This window comes from Streptomyces scopuliridis (assembly GCF_042790125.1).
Taxonomy (GTDB): Bacteria; Actinomycetota; Actinomycetes; order Streptomycetales; family Streptomycetaceae; genus Streptomyces; species Streptomyces scopuliridis_A.
In genome coordinates, this window is record NZ_JBHTZS010000002.1 from 247565 (window position 1) to 264839 (window position 17275).

Here is a 17275-nt window from a genome sequence, read left to right on the forward strand (position 1 = left end):
CCTCATCCCCGCCTCTCCCCCGCTCGGCACGATGACGGACATGGCCTTCTCTCCTCGCCTGGCGGCCCTGGCGGCAGTCGTCGCCATCCCGCTCGGTATCGCCGCGACCAGCTACGCGATGACGGACAGTCCCGACGCGCCCAGGGTGCCGCCCAAGGTGGAGCTGACGCCGAGCCCCTCGGGGAGCGGCAGCCCCGGCGGCACCCCGGGCGACGCCGTCGTACCGGGGCCCTCGGCCACCGACGGTGACGACGATGACGACCGCGGTGACGACACCGGTGAAGACGGCTGACTCCCGCCGTATCTCCGCCCGGGTACGGATCCTCCTCTGGCTGCTGGTGGTGATGGCGGTCGCGCTGGCCGCCGTGGCCGCCACCACCCGCTCGATCCTGCTCCGGGACGTCGACCAGCGGATCAGCCAGCTGCTCACCCAGGAGACCGGCGAGTTCGCGAACTTCGTCAGCCAGGGTGTCGATCCGGAGACCGGCCGGCCGTTCAGCGATCCGCGCCGGCTGCTCCGGGTGTTTCTGCAGCGCCAGTACTCCGACCCGGACGAGGAACTGCTCGGCCTGACCCGGGCCTCCGTACCCGAACCGCATGTGATCCGGCAGCGCCGCGATCTGCCCGACCGGACCGCCCTGTGGCGGGACGACGCGGCGCTGACCCGGATCTTCGCCTCCGAGGCGGCCTCCGGCACGCTGCACCGCCCGCAGGGTGAGCTGCGCTGGGCGAAGGTCGTCATCGACCCCGCCGGAGACGCGGCGCCCGGCGCGTTCGTCGTCGCCTTCCACGCGGACCAGGAGCGGGCCGTCGCGAACGAGACGTTCCGTACGCTGCTGGCCATCTCGGGGGTCGCGCTGCTGATGACGACCGGCATCGGCTGGGCGGTCGCGGGCCGCATACTCGCGCCGGTACGGGTCGTACGGATGACCGCGGCGCAACTCACCGAGCAGGACCTCACCCGCCGTATCCCGGTCGAGGGCCGGGACGACATCGCCGCGCTCGCCGAGACCTTCAACGGGATGCTCGACCGGCTGGAGCGGGCGTTCGCCGCGCAGCGGGAGTTCGTCGACGACGCCGGGCACGAGCTGCGTACGCCCATCACGATCGTGCGCGGCCATCTGGAGGTGATGGGCGACGACCCGGCCGACCGGGAGGAGACCGTACGTCTGGTCACCGACGAGCTGGACCGGATGAGCCGCATCGTGGAGGATCTGCTGCTGCTCGCCAAGGCCGAACGGCCCGACTTCATCAGCCAGGAGCCGGTCCAGCTCGCCGAGCTGACCGCCGACGTCTTCGTGAAGGCGCGGACACTGGGCGACCGGGAATGGCTGCTGGACGGGGTCGCGGACCGCGAGGCGCGGCTCGATCCGCAGCGGATCACCCAGGCGATGGTGCAGCTCGCGCAGAACGCCGTGCAGCACACCGTGCCGGGGCAGCGCATCCGGATCGGCTCGCGCGCGCACGGCGACCGGATCGAGCTCCATGTCACCGACAACGGCCCCGGCGTCCAGCCGCAGGACGCGGAGGTGATCTTCGAACGGTTCCGGCGCGGTACGGCCCGCCGCGGCGCCCGCACCAGCGGCGCCGGCCTCGGCCTGGCGATCGTCAGGGCGATCGCCGAAGGCCACCGGGGCCGGGTCGAACTGCGCCCCACCGAAGGCGGCGGCGCCACCTTCGTACTCATCCTGGAGACGAGTTCATGAACCGCATCCTGATCGCCGAGGACGAGGAGCGCATCGCCTCCTTCGTGGAGAAGGGGCTGCGCGCCAACGGCTTCACCACCACCGTGGCCGCCGACGGCGACGCCGCCCTGGAGTACGCCGTCACCGGCGGCTTCGATCTGGTCCTGCTCGACATCGGGCTGCCGGGACGCGACGGCTTCACCGTGCTGCGGGAGCTGCGCGAGGCGCGGGTGACCCTGCCGGTGATCGTGCTGACGGCGCGCGATTCCGTACGGGACACCGTGGCCGGACTGGAGGGCGGCGCCGACGACTGGATGACGAAGCCGTTCCGCTTCGAGGAGCTGCTGGCGCGGATACGGCTGCGGCTGCGCACGGCGGCCCGCGCGCCCGAGGTGACGATGTTGCGCAGCGGCGACCTCAGCCTGGATCTGCGTACCCGCAGGGCGCGTTCGGGCGAGGAGACCGTCGATCTGACGGCCCGTGAGTTCGTGCTGCTCGAACTGTTCCTGCGCCATCCGGGCCAGGTGCTCTCACGCGAACAGATCCTCTCCCATGTCTGGGGCTACGACTTCGACCCGGGCTCCAACATCGTGGACGTATACGTACGCGCCCTGCGCAAGAAGCTGGGCGCGCAGCGGCTGGAGACCGTACGGGGCATGGGCTACCGGATGCCGTGACGGCGCCGGCCGCGTCTCGGCGGCCAGATGAACTTCCTTTCACAAAGCGCTCATTCGGGGCTCACCGCGCGGTCCGAGACTGATCGTCGTGACCCTCTCGTTCCGGCAGGCCAGCTGGCTCTGCGCCGTACTCAGCCTCTGCGCGCTGCTCGCCGTGCCCGGTTCCCTCCCGGGCCTGAGCGGCGACGCGCGGCTCACCCTGGGCGTCTTCGCCCTCGCCACCTGCGCCTGGATCGCCACCCCGGTGGACGACACGTATATCGCCCTGGGCGCCGGGCTCGCGCTGACCGCGACGGGGGTGATCAGCAGCGAGACGCTGTTCGCGACGCTCGGCGACGAGACGGTGTGGCTGCTGATCTGCGCGTTCGTCCTGGCGGCCGCGGTCACCGGAACCGGGCTCGCGGGACGGGCCGCGGCCTTCCTGGTCGGCGGGGCCCGTACCGTACGGCAGTTGACGCATCTGACCACGGCGGCGCTGGTGGTCACCGCCTTCGCCGTCCCGGCCACCTCGGGGCGCGCGGCCCTCGCCCTGCCGGTCTTCCTGGCGCTCGCCAAGGCGCTCGCCGACCGCAGGCGCCTCGTGGTGATGCTCGCGCTGCTCTTCCCGACCGTCATCCTGCTCTCCGCCGTCGCCACGCTGATCGGCGCGGGCGCGCATCTGATCACCGTCAGCGTGCTCTGGGAACAGACCGGACAGCGGCTGGGGTTCGTCGAATGGCTGCTGCTCGGGCTGCCGCTCGCCGTCGTCTGCTCCCATCTCGCCGCCGAGGCGGTGCTTCTGACGACCACGACACGCGCCGACCGGCGCGGACCCGTCCGGATCACCGCCGCGCAGATCCAGGAGCACTCGGACACCCCGGTCGACGGCCCGCTGACCTCGTCCGAGGCGCGCTGCGCGCTGCTGCTCGGGACCGTGGTCGTGCTGTGGTGCAGCGAGCCGCTGCACGGAGTGTCCCCCGCGGTGGTCGCTTTGATCGGCGCGGTCGTCGCCGCGTCCCCCGCGCTCGGGACCGTCGGGCTCAGGGACGGGCTGCGGACCGTGCCCTGGCCGCTGCTGCTCTTCATGGCGGCGACCATGGCGATGGGGGTCGCGCTCGCCGAATCGGGAGCCGCCGCGTGGCTGGTCAGCTGGGTGCCCGGCGGCTCCGCCATCCCGCCGTGGGCGTTCCTCACCGGGGTGGTGCTGATCAGTACGGCGGCCCATCTGGCCCTCCAGTCCCGCTCCGCCAGATCCTCCGTACTGGTCCCGCTGGTGGTCGTCGCGGCCATCGGCGCGGGCGTCAACCCGATGGCCGCCGCGCTCGCCTCGACCGCCGCGGCCGGGTTCTGCCACACCCTGCCCGCCTCCGCGAAACCCGTCGCGCTCTTCGCCGACCTGCCCGGCACCCCCACCTACACCCCGCGTGATCTGCTCCGGCTCTCCGCCGTCCTCGCGCCGCTCACAGCAGCCCTCGTCCTGCTCTTCGCCCTCGCCGTCTGGCCGCTGCTCGGCGTGCCCGTTCGTCTGGAGACCCAGCCATGAGCTATCGCATCGCCATCGCCCCCAGCGGTTTCAAGGAGTCCCTCTCCGCCCGCCAGGTCGCCGAGTCCATCGCCGAGGGCCTGCTCAGGGTGGTCCCCGACGCGGAGGTCGATCTGATCCCACTGGTGGACGGGGGCGAGGGCACCGCCGAGGCGCTGGCCGCCGCGACGGGCGGCAGGCTCGTCCCGTACACCGCGACCGGCCCGGTCGGTGACCCCGTCAGCAGCCACTTCGCGCTCCTCGGGGAGACCAGGCCCGGTACGGCGACCGCCGTCGTCGAGATGGCCGCCGTCGCGGGCCTCTCGCTCGTACCGGCCGGCCGCCGCGACCCGGGCGCCACCACGACCCATGGCGTGGGGCAACTCATCGGCGCCGCACTGGACCTGGGCGTCCGGCGCGTCCTCGTCGGCTGCGGCGACTCCGGTACATCGGACGGCGGCGCCGGGGCGCTGCGCGCACTGGGCGCCCGGCTCCTGGACGTCCACGGCCGGGAACTTCCCCCGGGCGGCGCGGCGCTGCGCGGACTGGACCGTATCGATACGAGCGGACTCGACCCGCGGCTGTCCGGCACCGAACTGCTGGTCGCCTGCAATCCGTTCAACGTGCTGTGCGGCCCGCGCGGGGTGGCCCGGGTGTTCGGCCCGCAGAAGGGCGCGGGCCCGGCCCGGGTGGAGGAACTGTCCCTGGCGCTGGAGCGCTGGGCGGCCGTCCTCACCCGGGACCTCGCTCCCGGAACCGACCTGCGCACCGCCCCCGGCACCGGCGCCTCCGGCGGACTGGGAGCCGGTCTGGCCGCCCTCGGCGCGCGCCTGCTGCCCCGCTTCGACGTACTGCTCGACCGGCTCGACCTCGACGCCCGGCTGGCCCGCGCCGATCTGGTGATCACCGCCGAGGGCGCGCTCGACCACCAGACCGTACGCGGCAAGATCCCGGCCGAAGTGGCCCGCCGCGCCCACGCGTCGGGAGTGCCCGTCCTGGTGCTGGCCGGCACCATCGGACAGGGCGCGCACGAGGTGCGGGCCGTGGGGGTCGACGCGTACAGCTCGATCCTGCCCGCGCCGGTGGCGCTGCCCGAAGCCCTGGACCGCGGGGGCGAGTTCCTCGCCGACGCGACCGAACGCGCCCTGCGGATGGTGCTGTTGGGCACCCGTCTCGCACCCGCCGCGGCCTGAGGCTCAGCCCCGGTCGGGGACGCAGCGGCCGTCCTCCGTACGGTAGTTCCACCGCGCGCCGTCGGTCACCAGCTCCCGCACGGCCCGGACGAACCGGTCGACATGCTCGTCCGGCGTCCCGGCGCCGAAGCTGACCCGGATCGCGTTGAGCGACCGCTCGCCCGGCTCGGCCTCCGGGGCTCCGCACTCCCCAGGGTCCTGCGGGTCGCTGCCCAGCAGCGTCCGTACGAGCGGGTGGGCGCAGAAGAGCCCGTCCCGTACACCGATGCCGTACTCCGCGGAGAGCGCGGCGGCGAAGTGCGAGCTGTTCCACCCCTCGACCACGAACGAGAGCACGCCGACCCGCGGCGCGTCCTCGCCGAACAGCGAGAGCACCTTCACCTCCGGCACCCCGGCCAGCCCGTCCCGCACCCGGGCCACCAGCCGCTGCTCGCGCGCGACCAGCGTGTTGAACCCGGCGTCGGTGAGCGCCTTGCACGCCGAGGCGATCGCGTACACCCCGATGACATTGGGCGAACCGGCCTCATGACGGGCCGCCGTGGTGTGCCAGTCGACATCCACCCCGCCGTCGGCCCGGCGCGCCACCTTACGGCTGGCGCCCCCGCCCGCGAGATACGGCTCCGCGCCCTGGAGCCAGTCGGCCCGCCCCGCGAGCACCCCGGACCCGAACGGCGCGTACAGCTTGTGCCCGGAGAACGCTACCCAGTCGACATCCAGCCCGGCGATGTCCACGGGGTGGTGCGGCGCGAGCTGAGCGGCGTCCAGCACGATCCGGGCACCCCCGGCGTGCGCGGCGGCGGCCAACTCCCGTACGGGCCACAGCTCACCGGTCACATTGGACGCACCGGTCACACAGACCAGCGCCGGCCCCTCGGCCCCCCGCCCGGCGAGCGCCCGCTCCAGCGTGGCGACGGCCTCGCCCGGCGTCCGGGGAGCGTTCAGATACGTCACCCGCGCGTCCCGCCAGGGCAGCAGGGAAGCGTGGTGCTCGGCCTCGAACACGAACACCTCGCACTCCGCGGGGACCACGGCCGCCAGCAGATTGAGCGAGTCGGTGGTCGAGCGCGTGAAGACGACCTGGTCATCGGGGCGGCAGCCGAGGAACTCCGCGACCGTGCGGCGGCTGTTCTCGAACAGGTCGGTCGAGAGCTGCGAGAGATAACCGGCGCCCCGGTGGACACTGCCGTAGTACGGGGCGTACGCGGCGACGTCGTCCCACACGCGCTGAAGGGCGGGGGCGCTGGCCGCGTAGTCGAGCGCGGCGTAGGTCACCTCGCCACCGGTGACAAGCGGAACGGTCACCTCACGCCCGAGCACGGGCAGCGGGGCGGCGCAGGCGGGGTCGTCGGACGGGGTCGTGGTGGCGGCGGCGTTCGGGCGTGCGGACATGGCGATATCTCCCGGCGGGACAAGTCGGAACGGCTTCAAGTCCCCCGCGGCGCGCGGCTGGCGCCGCGGTGGTGGCAGGGGTGTGCCTCGACACACGGGGCTTCCGTGCGGAGGGTGTTGAAGAGGGGGCGCGACCGCCCTAACGCATTCGCTTGCTCACGAGACTGCTCCCTTGAGGACCAGGACCCCAAAGGTGGCAGGGGTCCGCGCTTGCCGCAGACCTCGCTGCCTACGGCCTGGTCTTCACCCGGGGCACCCCGCCACGGACGGAGGGTTGCCGGACAGCGAGCCGGGGCCGTAATCGCTGTCACTCATGACCTTGCCGACGATTATGCCATATGGGGTAGGCGGGTTCGTGGCTGGGGTGCGGTGTCATGGCGCCGGGGGCCGCTACCAGCCGCCGCCTCGGCTGAGCGCCTGGGGCCGCGCACGGCCACGTGGGCCGTGGCGGGAGGGGGCCGGGGTCGGAGGAGGTGCGTGTCCGGACGTAAAGCGTCGCAGCTCGCGCGAAGCGCGGTGAGGAAAGCAGTCCGGACACGCACCTCCGGAGACCCCGGCCCCCGGCACCAGCGACGCACCGCACCACGACCCCCCGCCGGACGGCGCACCGCACCACGGCCCCCGCCGGACGGCGCACCGCACCACGGCCCCCGCCGGACGGCGCACCGCACCCCGGCCCCCGCCGGACGGCGCACCGCACCCCGGCCCCCGCGGGACGGCGCACCGCACCCCGGCCCCCGCGGGACGGCGCACCGCACCACGGCCCCCGCCGGACGGCGCACCGCACCACGACCCCCCGCCGGACGGCGCACCGCACCACGACCCCCCGCCGGGAGGCGCACCGCACCGCTACCCTCAGGTCCCATGACGCACCAGCACACCAGCGAGCACCACTTCGAGACCCGCGCCATCCATGCGGGCAACACCGCGGACCCCCTCACCGGCGCCGTCGTCCCGCCCATCTACCAGGTGTCCACCTACAAGCAGGACGGCGTCGGCGGCCTCCGCGGCGGTTACGAGTACAGCCGCAGCGCCAACCCCACCCGTACGGCGCTGGAGGAGAACCTCGCGGCCCTTGAGGGCGGCCGGCGTGGGCTCGCCTTCGCGTCCGGGCTCGCCGCCGAGGACTGCCTGCTGCGTACGCTGCTGGCGCCCGGCGACCACGTCGTGATCCCGAACGACGCCTACGGCGGCACCTTCCGGCTCTTCGCCAAGGTCGTCTCCCGCTGGGGTGTGGACTTCTCGGTCGTGGACACCTCGGACCCGGCGGCCGTACAGGCCGCGCTCACCCCGCGTACGAAGGCGATCTGGGTCGAGACCCCCTCGAACCCGCTCCTCAACATCACCGACATCGCCCAGCTCGCCGGGATCGCGCGCTCGGCCGGGGTGCGGCTCGTCGTCGACAACACCTTCGCCAGCCCCTACCTCCAGCAGCCGCTGGCGCTCGGCGCCGACGTCGTCGTCCACTCGACGACCAAGTACATGGGCGGTCACTCCGACGTCGTCGGCGGCGCCCTGATCGTCGACGACGCGGAGCTGGCCGACGAGCTGGCCTACCACCAGAACGCGATGGGCGCCGTCGCCGGTCCCTTCGACGCCTGGCTGGTGCTGCGCGGCATCAAGACCCTCGCCGTACGGATGGACCGGCACAGCGAGAACGCCACGCGCATCACCGAGATGCTCACCTCGCACCCCCGTGTCTCCAAGGTCCTCTACCCGGGGCTGCCCGAGCACCCGGGGCACGAGGTCGCCGCCAAGCAGATGAAGGCGTTCGGCGGGATGATCTCCTTCCAGGTCAAGGACGGCGAGGAGGCGGCGGTCGCGGTCTGCGACCGCGCGAAGCTGTTCACGCTCGGTGAGTCCCTCGGCGGCGTCGAGTCCCTGATCGAGCACCCCGGCCGGATGACGCACGCCTCGGCGGCGGGCTCGGCGCTGGAGGTGCCTTCCGACCTGGTCAGGCTCTCGGTGGGGATCGAGTCCGCCGACGATCTGCTGGCGGACCTTCAGCAGGCGCTGGGCTGAGCGGCCCTTCACCGCTGACCGCTCACCGCCGCTGGAGGCCGACCGGCCGGACCGTCACCCGGTCCCGGACCGTCACCCGGTACGGGCCCCCGGTCCCGGACCGTCACCCGGTCCCGGTCCCGGACCCGTCACCGGTCCGGACCCTCACCAGTCCTCCAGCGGCGGTGTCGTCTCCGTCGGCGGCACCGACCACGGATGCGCGGCCGACGCCCAGACGCCGAACACGATCACCGCGACGATCAGCAGCGTCCAGAACACCCGCCGCGCGGCCCGGCGTCTGCGCAGCAGCCGGGCGCCGCGCCGGGTGGCGCGGCGGACCATATCGGCGGGTACGTCGGGGCGTGCCGAATCCAGCATCATCCGCAGCACCTCGGCGCGCTTCCGGTCGACGCCTCTCATGGGCCCGCCCCGGTGCGCCGCCGCCGCGACGGCTCCCGCATCTCCGCGACCGCCCGCGCGCACACCACGCGGACCCGCTCCTCCGTGAGCCCGATCAGCGCCGCCGTCTGCTCCTCGGCCAGCCCTTCGTACAGGCGCAGCACCAGGACGATACGTTCCTGCGGACCGAGCCGGCCGAGCACGCCACCCGCCCGGCCGTCCCGCCGGGCCGGGTCGCGCCAGGCGGCCTCGCGGGCGAAGCGCAGCACCAGCTCCCGGCGGGCCCGGTCGTACGGATCCTCGCCGTCGGCGCCGCTGAGCCGGTCCCACTCCGCGTACGTACGGGACAGTGCGGTGATCAGCAGGCGCTGGGCCCGGGGGGTGGCGTCGGGCGGCTCGCCCGTGAGCAGTACGGCCGCATGCAGCAGCCGGCCGGCCGCGCCCGCTGCGAACGCCTCGAACTCCCGGGCGCGGCGGCGATCCAGGGCAGCCCGTCGCTCTCGCACGACCTCATATGAGGCCAGTCAGGGGTGCAGGGTCAAGAGGGCGTACCCGCGCGGGCGCCCGCGCCCACGTCCGCGCCCACGCCCGGCTCATCCGTTCCGCCCGTACCGCCCATACCGTCCGTGCCGCCTTCATCACCCGTACCGCCGTCACCGGAGGGCAGTCCGGCCGCCCGCGCCGAGAGCGCGCCGTTGAACCGGGTGAGCAAGGTGGTGAAGGAGTTCCGCTCCTCCTCCGTCCAGCCGCCCGTGACCTGCGCCATCAGCTCGCGCCGTGACGAGCGGACCTCTTCGAGTCTGGCCAGTCCGCGCGGCGACAGTTCGAGCACGACCGCGCGGCCGTCCTCCGGGTGCGAGGTGCGCTTGACCAGGCCGCTGTCGACCAGCGGCGCGACCTGCCGGGTGACCGTCGAGGAGTCGATGCCCATCCCGGCGGCCAGCGCCTTGACGCCCATCGGGCCTTCCTGGTCGAGCCGGTTGAGCAGCAGATACGCGGCGCGGTCCATCGAGTTGCGGACCTGGCCCACACCGCCGAGCCGGGTCTGTTCGGCCCGCCGGGCGAAGACGGCCACCTGGTGCTGGAGGGCATCGAGGAGGGCGGCGTCGTCCGTGGGTTCGGAGGCCGTCTCCCTGGAGACCGACGCAGCGGAAGTCATGTCCTGAATGGGGGGCATGGCTGGGGGCTCTCTCGTGCGGGGGTCGGTTGGTGGGGGACAGAGTACGCGGGGATGGCTTGGACCGTACCTGTCCTGCGTAAACCTAACGCCGTACCCGAACCTGTATCCGATCCTTCCCCACCCCGGACCTGCCCCGGGCCGGAGTCCGTGCCCGCTCCGTACCCACCCCCGGCCGGCGCCCGTCCGTGAACGTCGACGGCCGTGCGGCCCATGAGCTGCGAGACTGGCACTCATGAGCTTCGGTACGTCCCGCCCGGTGCCGCGCCGCCAGGCGCGCCACCACGCACACCGTCCTCCGTACCCCCTGATGCTCGATGACATCCGGGGGGCCCAGAAGATGCTGTCCGGCGTGGCGCGGATGACCGCGATGGAGGGGAGCAGATATCTGACGCAGCTGGTCGGCGCACCGGTCCTCTTCAAGTGCGAGAACCTCCAGCGGACCGGCTCGTTCAAGCTGCGCGGCGCGTACGTACGGATCGCCGGCCTCTCCCCGGAGGAGCGCGCGGCGGGCGTCGTCGCGGCCAGCGCCGGCAACCACGCCCAGGGTGTCGCGCTCGCCTCCACCCTCCTGGGCGTCCGGTCGACCGTGTTCATGCCGGTCGGAGCGCCCCTGCCGAAGGTCGCGGCGACCCGTGACTACGGCGCGGAGGTGCGGCTGCACGGACAGGTCGTGGACGAGACGCTGGCCGCCGCCGAGGAGTACGCCAGGAACACCGGCGCGGTCTTCATCCACCCCTTCGACCACCCGGACATCATCGCCGGACAGGGCACGGTCGGCCTGGAGATCCTGGAGCAGTGCCCGGAGGTACGGACGATCGTCGTCGGGATCGGCGGCGGCGGGCTGGCCGGGGGCATCGCCCTCGCGGTGAAGTCGCTGCGGCCCGACGTCCGGGTGATCGGCGTCCAGGCGGCGGGCGCCGCCGCGTATCCGCCCTCGCTCGCGGCGGGCCGGCCGATGGTGGTCGAGTCACCGCAGACGATGGCGGACGGCATCATGGTGGGCCGCCCCGGCGACATACCGTTCCAGCTGGTCCAGGAGCTGGTCGACGAGGTGCGTACGGTCTCCGAGGACGAGCTGTCCAGCGCCCTGCTGCTCTGTCTGGAGCGGGCGAAGCTGGTGGTGGAACCGGCCGGGGCGAGCCCGGTGGCAGCGCTCCTCAGCGATCCCGGCTCCTTCCGCGGCCCGGTGGTCGCGGTGCTCTCGGGCGGCAACGTCGATCCCGTACTGATGCAGCGGATCCTGCGTCATGGCATGGCGGCGGCCGGGCGCTATCTGAGCCTGCGGCTGCGGGTGACGGACCGGCCGGGCGCGCTGGCGACGATGCTCGGTGTGCTGTCGGTGGCCGACGCCAATGTGCTCGATGTGAGCCATGTACGGACCGATCCGCGGCTCGGGCTGACCGAGGCGGACGTGGAAGTGCATCTGGAGACGAAGGGGCCCGCGCACTGCACGCAGGTGGCGGCGGCGCTGCGGGAGGCGGGCTACACGATCCTGGGCTGAGAGCCGAGAACACATGAAGGCCGGTACACCCGTGGGTGTACCGGCCTTGCCTCAGCCCTGGTAGGGCTTGGCGTTGAGGATCTTCACGGAGGCGGTCCTGCCGTTCGGCAGCTCGTACTCCGCGTCCTCGCCGACCTTCTTGCCGTTGACACCGCTGCCCAGCGGGGACTGCGGCGAATAGGTCTCGATGTCCGAGCTGGCGTACTCACGCGAGGCCAGCAGGAAGTCCAGGGTGTCGTCCGGGTCCCCGTCGAAGGCGATCGTCACGACCATGCCGGGCTCGACGATCCCGTCGTCCGCCGGGGCCTCGCCGACCTTCGCGTTCTGCAGGAGCTGGGTCAGCTGGCGCACTCGGAGCTCCTGCTTGCCCTGCTCCTCCTTGGCCGCGTGGTACCCGCCGTTCTCCCGCAGATCGCCCTCCTCACGGGCCGCCGCGATCTTCATAGAGATCTCCGTGCGCGCGGGACCAGACAGGTACTCCAGCTCGGCCTTCAGCTGGTTGTACGCCTCCTGGGTGAGCCAGGTGACGTTCTCACTGGTCTGGGTCACAGGTGCTCCTCGTAGGTACCGGGAATACAAAGCAACGCCCTACCCAGAAGAATGTGCCTTCTCGGGTGGGCGAAACCACGAGCCTAACAATTTCGTGGCGCAAGGGGGAGGACGAAAGCCATCAGAATTACATCGGCGCAGGTCAGCGTGGGCCATCGGGGGCACTGGCGGCGGGTCCCCACGCCGTTTCCGTCCGCTTGACGCCGGGAAACCCGCGTCGCCCGGGGCAGGGGCTCAGTCCGACGTACAGCCCAGCAGCTCGGTACTGGTCGCGCTGCCCGTGGTACGCACCGTGACGACCCGGTCGATCCGCGTCTCGCCCGCGCCGAAGCGCATGTCCAGCCGGCCGACCTCCGCGCCGTTCTCCGCGAGGGAGCGCAACGTACAGCTGCCGGCGGCGTCCCGGTCCTTGCGGACCTCCAGATGCGCCTCGACCTCGGTGGCGGAAACCCGCTTGAACTTGATGAGCTCGCCGGAGACACTCCGTTCGACCACGTAGTGATAGCCGAACCAGCCGATCAGGCCGAGCAGCGCGACGCCGAGCACCGCGCCGACGATCTTCAGCCCGCGGTCCGCGCGCTGGTCCGCCGAGCGGCCGTAGCGGCTCCGAAGAGGCTCCTCGCGCACCACGGACATGATCGTTTCCCTTCGGAGTCGGGCAACCCGGAATTTCCGCCCCCCGATATCCGTCACTATAGAAGCCGTCCGATGCGACACATCACTGAGGATCGAGTCTTGACTGAGCAGCTGCGACTGATGGCCGTTCACGCCCACCCCGACGACGAGTCGAGCAAGGGCGCGGCCACCATGGCCAAGTACGTGTCCGAGGGGGTGGACGTGCTGGTCGTGACCTGCACGGGAGGCGAGCGCGGCTCCATCCTCAACCCGAAGCTCCAGGGTGACGCCTATATCGAGGAGCACATCCACGAGGTACGCAAGAAGGAGATGGACGAGGCGCGGGAGATCCTCGGCGTCAAGCAGGAGTGGCTGGGGTACGTCGACTCGGGTCTGCCCGAGGGCGACCCGCTGCCGCCGCTGCCCGAGGGCTGCTTCGCGCTGGAGGACGTGGACGAGGCGGCGGGCCGTCTCGTACGCCTGATCCGGTCGTTCCGGCCGCAGGTCATCACCACGTACGACGAGAACGGCGGGTATCCGCACCCGGACCACATCATGACCCACAAGATCTCGATGGTGGCGTTCGAGGCCGCGGCGGACAAGGAGAAGTACCCGGAGGACGACTTCGGTCCCGTCTGGCAGCCGGAGAAGCTCTACTACAACCAGGGCTTCAACCGGCCGCGTACGGTCGCGCTCCACGAGGCGCTGCTCGCCCGGGGACTTGAGTCCCCGTACGGCGAGTGGCTGGAGCGCTGGAAGGAGTTCGAGCGCGTGGAGCGGACGCTGACCACGCATGTTCCGTGTGCCGACTTCTTCGAGATCCGCGACAAGGCGCTGATCGCGCACGCCACCCAGATCGACCCCGACGGCGGCTGGTTCCGTATCCCGATGGACATCCAGCGGGAGGTCTGGCCGACGGAGGAGTACGAGCTCGCGAAGTCGCTCGTCGATACATCCCTCCCCGAGAGCGACCTGTTCGCGGGCATCCGCGACAATGGCTGATATGTATGCGACTCAGGCGATGGCGTTCGCGGCTCCTCTCGCCAAGGAGCTCGACGAGAACAAGGTGACGCCCGGTGTGCTCGGGTTCATCGTGTTCGCGGTGATGGCGGGGGGCGTGTGGATGCTGATGAAGTCGATGAACCGGCACATGAGCATGGTCAACTTCGAGGAGACCCCGGCGCAGACGCCCGCCGCGTCCGCGCAGTCCCCGGAGCAGCCCGCGGCGCAGTCCGCGAAGAGCGAGCCGAAGCCGGCCGCCTCGCAGGGCGAGTAGCGGGGCCTTCGCTTCCCGCGCCCGGCCCCATGACACCCGCGGGTGTCATGGGGCCACAGGCGATGGTCATGTGACGGCCGTCACCGGTACGCCCATCACCTCCCGTGCGTGGCGGTTCGGGACCATCCCCAGGTGCCAGGCCTGCCAGCCGTCCTCCAGCCGTACGCCCCGGCCCAGCATGACCCCGAGCGTTGCCACGGACTCCGCGAGTTTGCCGTCGCGGAAGGCGTGGCCCGCGGCCGAGAGCTCGGAGAGTTCCTGTTCGGCGACGACCGAGCCGACCTCGATGCCGCCCGCCGAGGCGTACGGCAGGAGCGTGCAGCGCAGGAAGCGGGACCAGTCGGCGCCGCGGTGGTCGTCGTACGAGGCGAAGAGGGCCGCCGCCTCGTCGCAGAGCTGGAGCGCCTGGCCCGGACGGTTGTTGCCGGCGTCGATGATGGCCAGCTCCAGACAGGTCCACGCCTCGCCGTGGGCGACGCCGATGCGGCGGAAGTCCGCGCGGGCGTCGGTGAGCAGCTGGCGGGCGAAGCCCGAGTTGCGGAGGTTGCCGGTCTGGGCGGCGCGCTGGTCGCGGGTGACCCGGCCCGAGTGGTGCCGGGCGCAGGCCAGTCCGTACACGTCGCGCATCCGGGAGAACATCGTGCGCGCCCGCTCCAGTTCGCGTACCGCCTGGTCGCGGTCGCCGGTCTCCTCCAGCGCCTGGCCCAGGTAGTAGAGCGTCCACGCCTCGCCGCGCGCGTCCTCGTTGTCGCGGTGGCGGGCGAGGGCGTCGCGCAGTTCGCCGACCGCCGGGGCCGGGTCGCCGTCCACCAGGCGGGTACGGGCGAGCTGGGTCATCGCCCATGCCTCGCCGCGGCCGTCACGGGTCCTGCCGTACAGATCGAGGGCCGCGCGCAGCTCCGCCTCCGCCCGCGCCACCTCGCCCAGCCGCAGGTACAGCTGGCCCAGCTGGAAGTGCGTCCACGCCTCGCCGTGCAGGGACTCGTTCTCACGGTGCAGGACGAGCGCGCGGGAGAGGAGCGTGAGCGCCTCGGCCACCGAACCCCGGTCGCGTTCGACGGCCGCCAGGGCGTGCAGCGTCCAGCCCCGGTCACCGGCCAGCGGTTCAGGGGACTGGAGTGCCAGTGCCTCGCGCAGCTTCGCCGACGCCTCGGTCAGATTGCCCTGGTGGTGCAGGGTGATGCCGAGCGAGCAGAGCGCGCGGGCGGCGCCCGCGTCGTGGTCCGCCTCCCGGTAGAGACCGACGACCGTGGTCAGAGTCGTACGCGCCTTGTCCAGCTCGCCGAGCTGGCGGGCCGCGATGCCCGTGCGCCACTGGACCGAGCGGAGCAGCAGCCCCTGGCCCACCGCCTGCGTCAGCTCGTTGATCTCGCCCAGCCGGTAGAGGTCGCCGCGCAGCAGGCAGTAGTCGCAGAGCGCGCCCAGCAGGTTCAGTACGGCCTGCTGGTCGACGCCCTCGGCGTGCCGCAGCGCGGCCGTGATGAAGCTCGACTCGTCGTCCAGCCAGCGCAGCGCGGACTCCAGCGAGGAGAAGCCGTGCGCGCCCGCGGCGGTCTTGAAGAGGTCCGCGCGGGTGGAGGTCTTGCCGTCGACCAGCCGGATCACGGAGTCGGCCAGCTCGCCGTAGTTCCGGATCAGCCGCTCCTGGGCGGCCGTTCGGTCCTCGGCGCCCTCCTCGTCCCGCAGCCGTGAGTGCGCGAAGATCCTGACGACGTCGTGCAGCCGGTAGCGGCTGGCCCGTACGTGGTCGATCAGCCCCGCCCGGGACAGCTCGGCCAGCAGTCGGCTCGCCTCCTGCTCGTCCGTCGCGAGCAGCGCCGCCGCCGCTGCCGCGCCCAGGGAGGCGCGGCCGGCCAGCGCGAGGCGGCGCAGCAGTCTGCGGGCCTGGTCGCTCTGGTCGGTGTAGCGCACCCACAGGGCCCGTTCGACCGGGTCGACCGGGCCGTACGCGTCGAGGTCCGTGGCCAGCTGCTGGGCCGTGCGCTCCCCGAGCGAGGACCCGGCGATCCGCAGGGCGAGCGGCAGACCGCCGCACAACTCGCCGACGCGGTCGGTGGACTGCGCGTCGTACGGTCCCTCCGCCGACGCGGCGGACGGTCCGGCCACGGCCCGCAGCAGCTCTTCCGCGCCCGCCGTGTCCAGCGGCTCGACGGGCAGCTGGTGCACCCAGGCCGGTACGTCGTCCGGCAGAGCGAGCCGTTCGCGCGCCGTCACCAGCACCAGGCTGTCGGACCGTTCGGGCACCAGCGTCCGCACCTGCTCAGGATCGGAGGCGTCGTCCAGGACGACCGTCACCGGAAGGCCCGTCAGATGCTGGTGGTACAGCTCGTTCAGCCGGCGCAGCTGCTGCTCCGGGGAGGACCCCTCGCGGAACAGCAGCTGTTCGCGCGGCGCGCCCAGCCGGTTGAGCAGATGCAGCAGCGCGTCACGGGTCGACAGCGGCGCCTCGAAGGAGCCGCCGCCGCGCAGGTCGACCACGCAGGCGCCCCTGAACTGGTCCTTGAGCTGATGCGCGGCCCGTACGGCGAGTTCGGTACGGCCGGAGCCCGGGGCGCCGTACAGCACCACGACCGTCGGCTTCGTCTCCGTCGACACGCGGGCCGCGTGCACCCACTGCGCGATCTGCGCCATCGCCGCGCGCCGTCCGGCGAACGGCCCGTCCGGCTCGGGCAGATGACCGAAGGACTGCTCCAGCACGCTGCGCCGGCGGGCGGCCGCGCTGCGGTCCCCGCCGCGCAGCTGCGGGACGACGGTGGGCTTCTTGGCGGTGCGCCGGGTCGCGGACGTCAGCACCCGCTGCTGGTCGAGGAACGGGCGGATGCCCCGTACCTCCAGCGCCGTCAGCCACTGGAGCCGCAACTGCTCGGTGCCGCCCGGCTGGCCGGCGGCCCCGGCCCTGCGGTGCGCGGCCGGCCAGTGCGAGGCGGTCACCTTGGCGACGGTGGTCGCGGCCCCGGCGACCGCGACGACGGCTCCGGCGCTGAGCGCGATGCCCGTGGCGGTGCCCAGCGCGACATCCGCGCCGACGGCGGCGACGGCGGCGACGGACGTGACCAGTGCGGGCGTTCCGAGGGACTGCCTGCTGAACCGCTCCGACAGCGGAGGCCGCTCGGCGCGCTCCGCGTCCAGCGCCCGTACGTACGCGGCGTACTCCTCGTCCGCACCCGCGGCCATGGCATCCAGGGCGCCGCGCCCGCGGGCCAGCAGTGTGTTCCCCTCGGTCCGCCCGCCGGAGCGCCGTACCTCTTCCTCCACGGCACGTACCAACAGCCTTTCGGCTTCGGCCCGGTGGCTTTCCCGCATATGCGT

16 protein-coding genes and 1 riboswitch are annotated in these 17275 nt (G+C 72.6%); of the genes, 9 read left to right on the forward strand and 7 right to left on the reverse strand.

What is annotated here, in order from left to right:
* Positions 1-40 precede the first annotated feature (40 nt).
* The 5 genes from ACFRKB_RS03365 (at position 41) to ACFRKB_RS03385 (ending at position 5056) form a co-directional block, all read left to right on the forward strand.
* Positions 41-292 carry a small hydrophilic protein gene (locus ACFRKB_RS03365; protein WP_383102896.1) on the forward strand — a complete coding sequence of 84 codons (252 nt, stop codon included), beginning with the start codon at positions 41-43 and terminating at the stop codon, positions 290-292.
* A complete protein-coding gene (locus ACFRKB_RS03370; protein WP_383102898.1) occupies positions 255-1706 on the forward strand; it encodes a sensor histidine kinase in 1452 nt (483 codons plus the stop codon). Before ACFRKB_RS03365 ends, ACFRKB_RS03370 begins: the two co-directional genes overlap by 38 nt.
* A complete protein-coding gene (locus ACFRKB_RS03375; protein WP_365977875.1) occupies positions 1703-2362 on the forward strand; it encodes a response regulator transcription factor in 660 nt (219 codons plus the stop codon). The genes ACFRKB_RS03370 and ACFRKB_RS03375 overlap by 4 nt, the downstream gene beginning before the upstream one ends.
* An 88-nt stretch (positions 2363-2450) precedes the next feature.
* Positions 2451-3884 (forward strand): SLC13 family permease, encoded by a 1434-nt coding sequence (locus ACFRKB_RS03380; RefSeq protein WP_383102900.1) that lies wholly within the window; start codon positions 2451-2453, stop codon positions 3882-3884.
* On the forward strand, positions 3881-5056 hold the full coding sequence (locus ACFRKB_RS03385) for a glycerate kinase family protein (RefSeq protein WP_383102902.1): 1176 nt from the start codon (positions 3881-3883) through the stop codon (positions 5054-5056). The genes ACFRKB_RS03380 and ACFRKB_RS03385 overlap by 4 nt, the downstream gene beginning before the upstream one ends.
* Before the next feature lie 3 nt (positions 5057-5059).
* Here the strand turns inward: ACFRKB_RS03385 and ACFRKB_RS03390 are convergent, their stop codons facing one another.
* Positions 5060-6445 (reverse strand): aminotransferase class V-fold PLP-dependent enzyme, encoded by a 1386-nt coding sequence (locus tag ACFRKB_RS03390; protein WP_383102903.1) that lies wholly within the window; start codon positions 6443-6445, stop codon positions 5060-5062.
* A gap of 201 nt (positions 6446-6646) precedes the next feature.
* Positions 6647-6764, reverse strand: a riboswitch (SAM riboswitch).
* 545 nt (positions 6765-7309) lie between these two features.
* Here ACFRKB_RS03390 and ACFRKB_RS03395 point away from each other — a divergent pair.
* On the forward strand, positions 7310-8467 hold the full coding sequence (locus tag ACFRKB_RS03395; RefSeq protein ID WP_365973512.1) for a cystathionine gamma-synthase: 1158 nt from the start codon (positions 7310-7312) through the stop codon (positions 8465-8467).
* 144 nt (positions 8468-8611) lie between these two features.
* Here the strand turns inward: ACFRKB_RS03395 and ACFRKB_RS03400 are convergent, their stop codons facing one another.
* From ACFRKB_RS03400 to ACFRKB_RS03410, 3 genes are read right to left on the reverse strand one after another with little or no spacing between them, the layout of a single operon-like run.
* Positions 8612-8866, reverse strand: coding sequence for a hypothetical protein (locus ACFRKB_RS03400; RefSeq protein WP_383102904.1), 255 nt, complete (start codon positions 8864-8866; stop codon positions 8612-8614).
* Positions 8863-9351: a sigma factor-like helix-turn-helix DNA-binding protein gene (locus tag ACFRKB_RS03405; RefSeq protein WP_383102906.1), complete on the reverse strand. Its 489-nt coding sequence runs from the start codon at positions 9349-9351 to the stop codon at positions 8863-8865. The genes ACFRKB_RS03400 and ACFRKB_RS03405 overlap by 4 nt, the downstream gene beginning before the upstream one ends.
* Positions 9352-9383: 32 nt before the next feature.
* Complete coding sequence (locus ACFRKB_RS03410) at positions 9384-10022, reverse strand: MarR family winged helix-turn-helix transcriptional regulator (RefSeq protein WP_383102908.1); 639 nt, start codon at positions 10020-10022, stop codon at positions 9384-9386.
* A 310-nt stretch (positions 10023-10332) separates the two neighbouring features.
* On the opposite strand from ACFRKB_RS03410, the gene ilvA reads away from it, so the two are divergent.
* Positions 10333-11526 carry a threonine ammonia-lyase gene (gene ilvA / locus ACFRKB_RS03415; RefSeq protein ID WP_383103274.1) on the forward strand — a complete coding sequence of 398 codons (1194 nt, stop codon included), beginning with the start codon at positions 10333-10335 and terminating at the stop codon, positions 11524-11526.
* 51 nt (positions 11527-11577) lie between these two features.
* Here the strand turns inward: ilvA and greA are convergent, their stop codons facing one another.
* Both greA and ACFRKB_RS03425 read right to left on the reverse strand, forming a co-directional pair.
* Positions 11578-12075 carry a transcription elongation factor GreA gene (gene greA, locus ACFRKB_RS03420; protein ID WP_383102910.1) on the reverse strand — a complete coding sequence of 166 codons (498 nt, stop codon included), beginning with the start codon at positions 12073-12075 and terminating at the stop codon, positions 11578-11580.
* 234 nt (positions 12076-12309) lie between these two features.
* Positions 12310-12711 (reverse strand): DUF4307 domain-containing protein, encoded by a 402-nt coding sequence (locus ACFRKB_RS03425; RefSeq protein WP_383102912.1) that lies wholly within the window; start codon positions 12709-12711, stop codon positions 12310-12312.
* Between the two features lie 99 nt (positions 12712-12810).
* On the opposite strand from ACFRKB_RS03425, the gene mca reads away from it, so the two are divergent.
* Both mca and ACFRKB_RS03435 read left to right on the forward strand, forming a co-directional pair.
* Positions 12811-13692, forward strand: a complete 882-nt coding sequence (mca, locus tag ACFRKB_RS03430) for a mycothiol conjugate amidase Mca (protein WP_030355750.1) — start codon at positions 12811-12813, stop codon at positions 13690-13692.
* A 1-nt stretch (position 13693) separates the two neighbouring features.
* A complete protein-coding gene (locus ACFRKB_RS03435) occupies positions 13694-13966 on the forward strand; it encodes a hypothetical protein (RefSeq protein WP_383102913.1) in 273 nt (90 codons plus the stop codon).
* Positions 13967-14032: 66 nt separating this feature from the next.
* Here the strand turns inward: ACFRKB_RS03435 and ACFRKB_RS03440 are convergent, their stop codons facing one another.
* Complete coding sequence (locus tag ACFRKB_RS03440) at positions 14033-17269, reverse strand: tetratricopeptide repeat protein (RefSeq protein ID WP_383102915.1); 3237 nt, start codon at positions 17267-17269, stop codon at positions 14033-14035.
* Positions 17270-17275 lie beyond the last annotated feature (6 nt).

Bases quoted from the DNA above. Each gene is read 5' to 3' on its own strand.
- ACFRKB_RS03365 (WP_383102896.1), top strand. From the start codon at position 41: ATGGCCTTCTCTCCTCGCCTGGCGGCCCTGGCGGCAGTCGTCGCCATC.
- ACFRKB_RS03370 (WP_383102898.1), top strand. From the start codon at position 255: ATGACGACCGCGGTGACGACACCGGTGAAGACGGCTGACTCCCGCCGT.
- ACFRKB_RS03375 (WP_365977875.1), top strand. From the start codon at position 1,703: ATGAACCGCATCCTGATCGCCGAGGACGAGGAGCGCATCGCCTCCTTC.
- ACFRKB_RS03385 (WP_383102902.1), top strand. From the start codon at position 3,881: ATGAGCTATCGCATCGCCATCGCCCCCAGCGGTTTCAAGGAGTCCCTC.
- ACFRKB_RS03390 (WP_383102903.1), bottom strand. From the start codon at position 6,445: ATGTCCGCACGCCCGAACGCCGCCGCCACCACGACCCCGTCCGACGAC.
- ACFRKB_RS03395 (WP_365973512.1), top strand. From the start codon at position 7,310: ATGACGCACCAGCACACCAGCGAGCACCACTTCGAGACCCGCGCCATC.
- ACFRKB_RS03400 (WP_383102904.1), bottom strand. From the start codon at position 8,866: ATGAGAGGCGTCGACCGGAAGCGCGCCGAGGTGCTGCGGATGATGCTG.
- ACFRKB_RS03410 (WP_383102908.1), bottom strand. From the start codon at position 10,022: ATGCCCCCCATTCAGGACATGACTTCCGCTGCGTCGGTCTCCAGGGAG.
- ilvA (WP_383103274.1), top strand. From the start codon at position 10,333: ATGCTCGATGACATCCGGGGGGCCCAGAAGATGCTGTCCGGCGTGGCG.
- ACFRKB_RS03425 (WP_383102912.1), bottom strand. From the start codon at position 12,711: ATGTCCGTGGTGCGCGAGGAGCCTCTTCGGAGCCGCTACGGCCGCTCG.
- ACFRKB_RS03435 (WP_383102913.1), top strand. From the start codon at position 13,694: ATGTATGCGACTCAGGCGATGGCGTTCGCGGCTCCTCTCGCCAAGGAG.
- ACFRKB_RS03440 (WP_383102915.1), bottom strand. From the start codon at position 17,269: ATGCGGGAAAGCCACCGGGCCGAAGCCGAAAGGCTGTTGGTACGTGCC.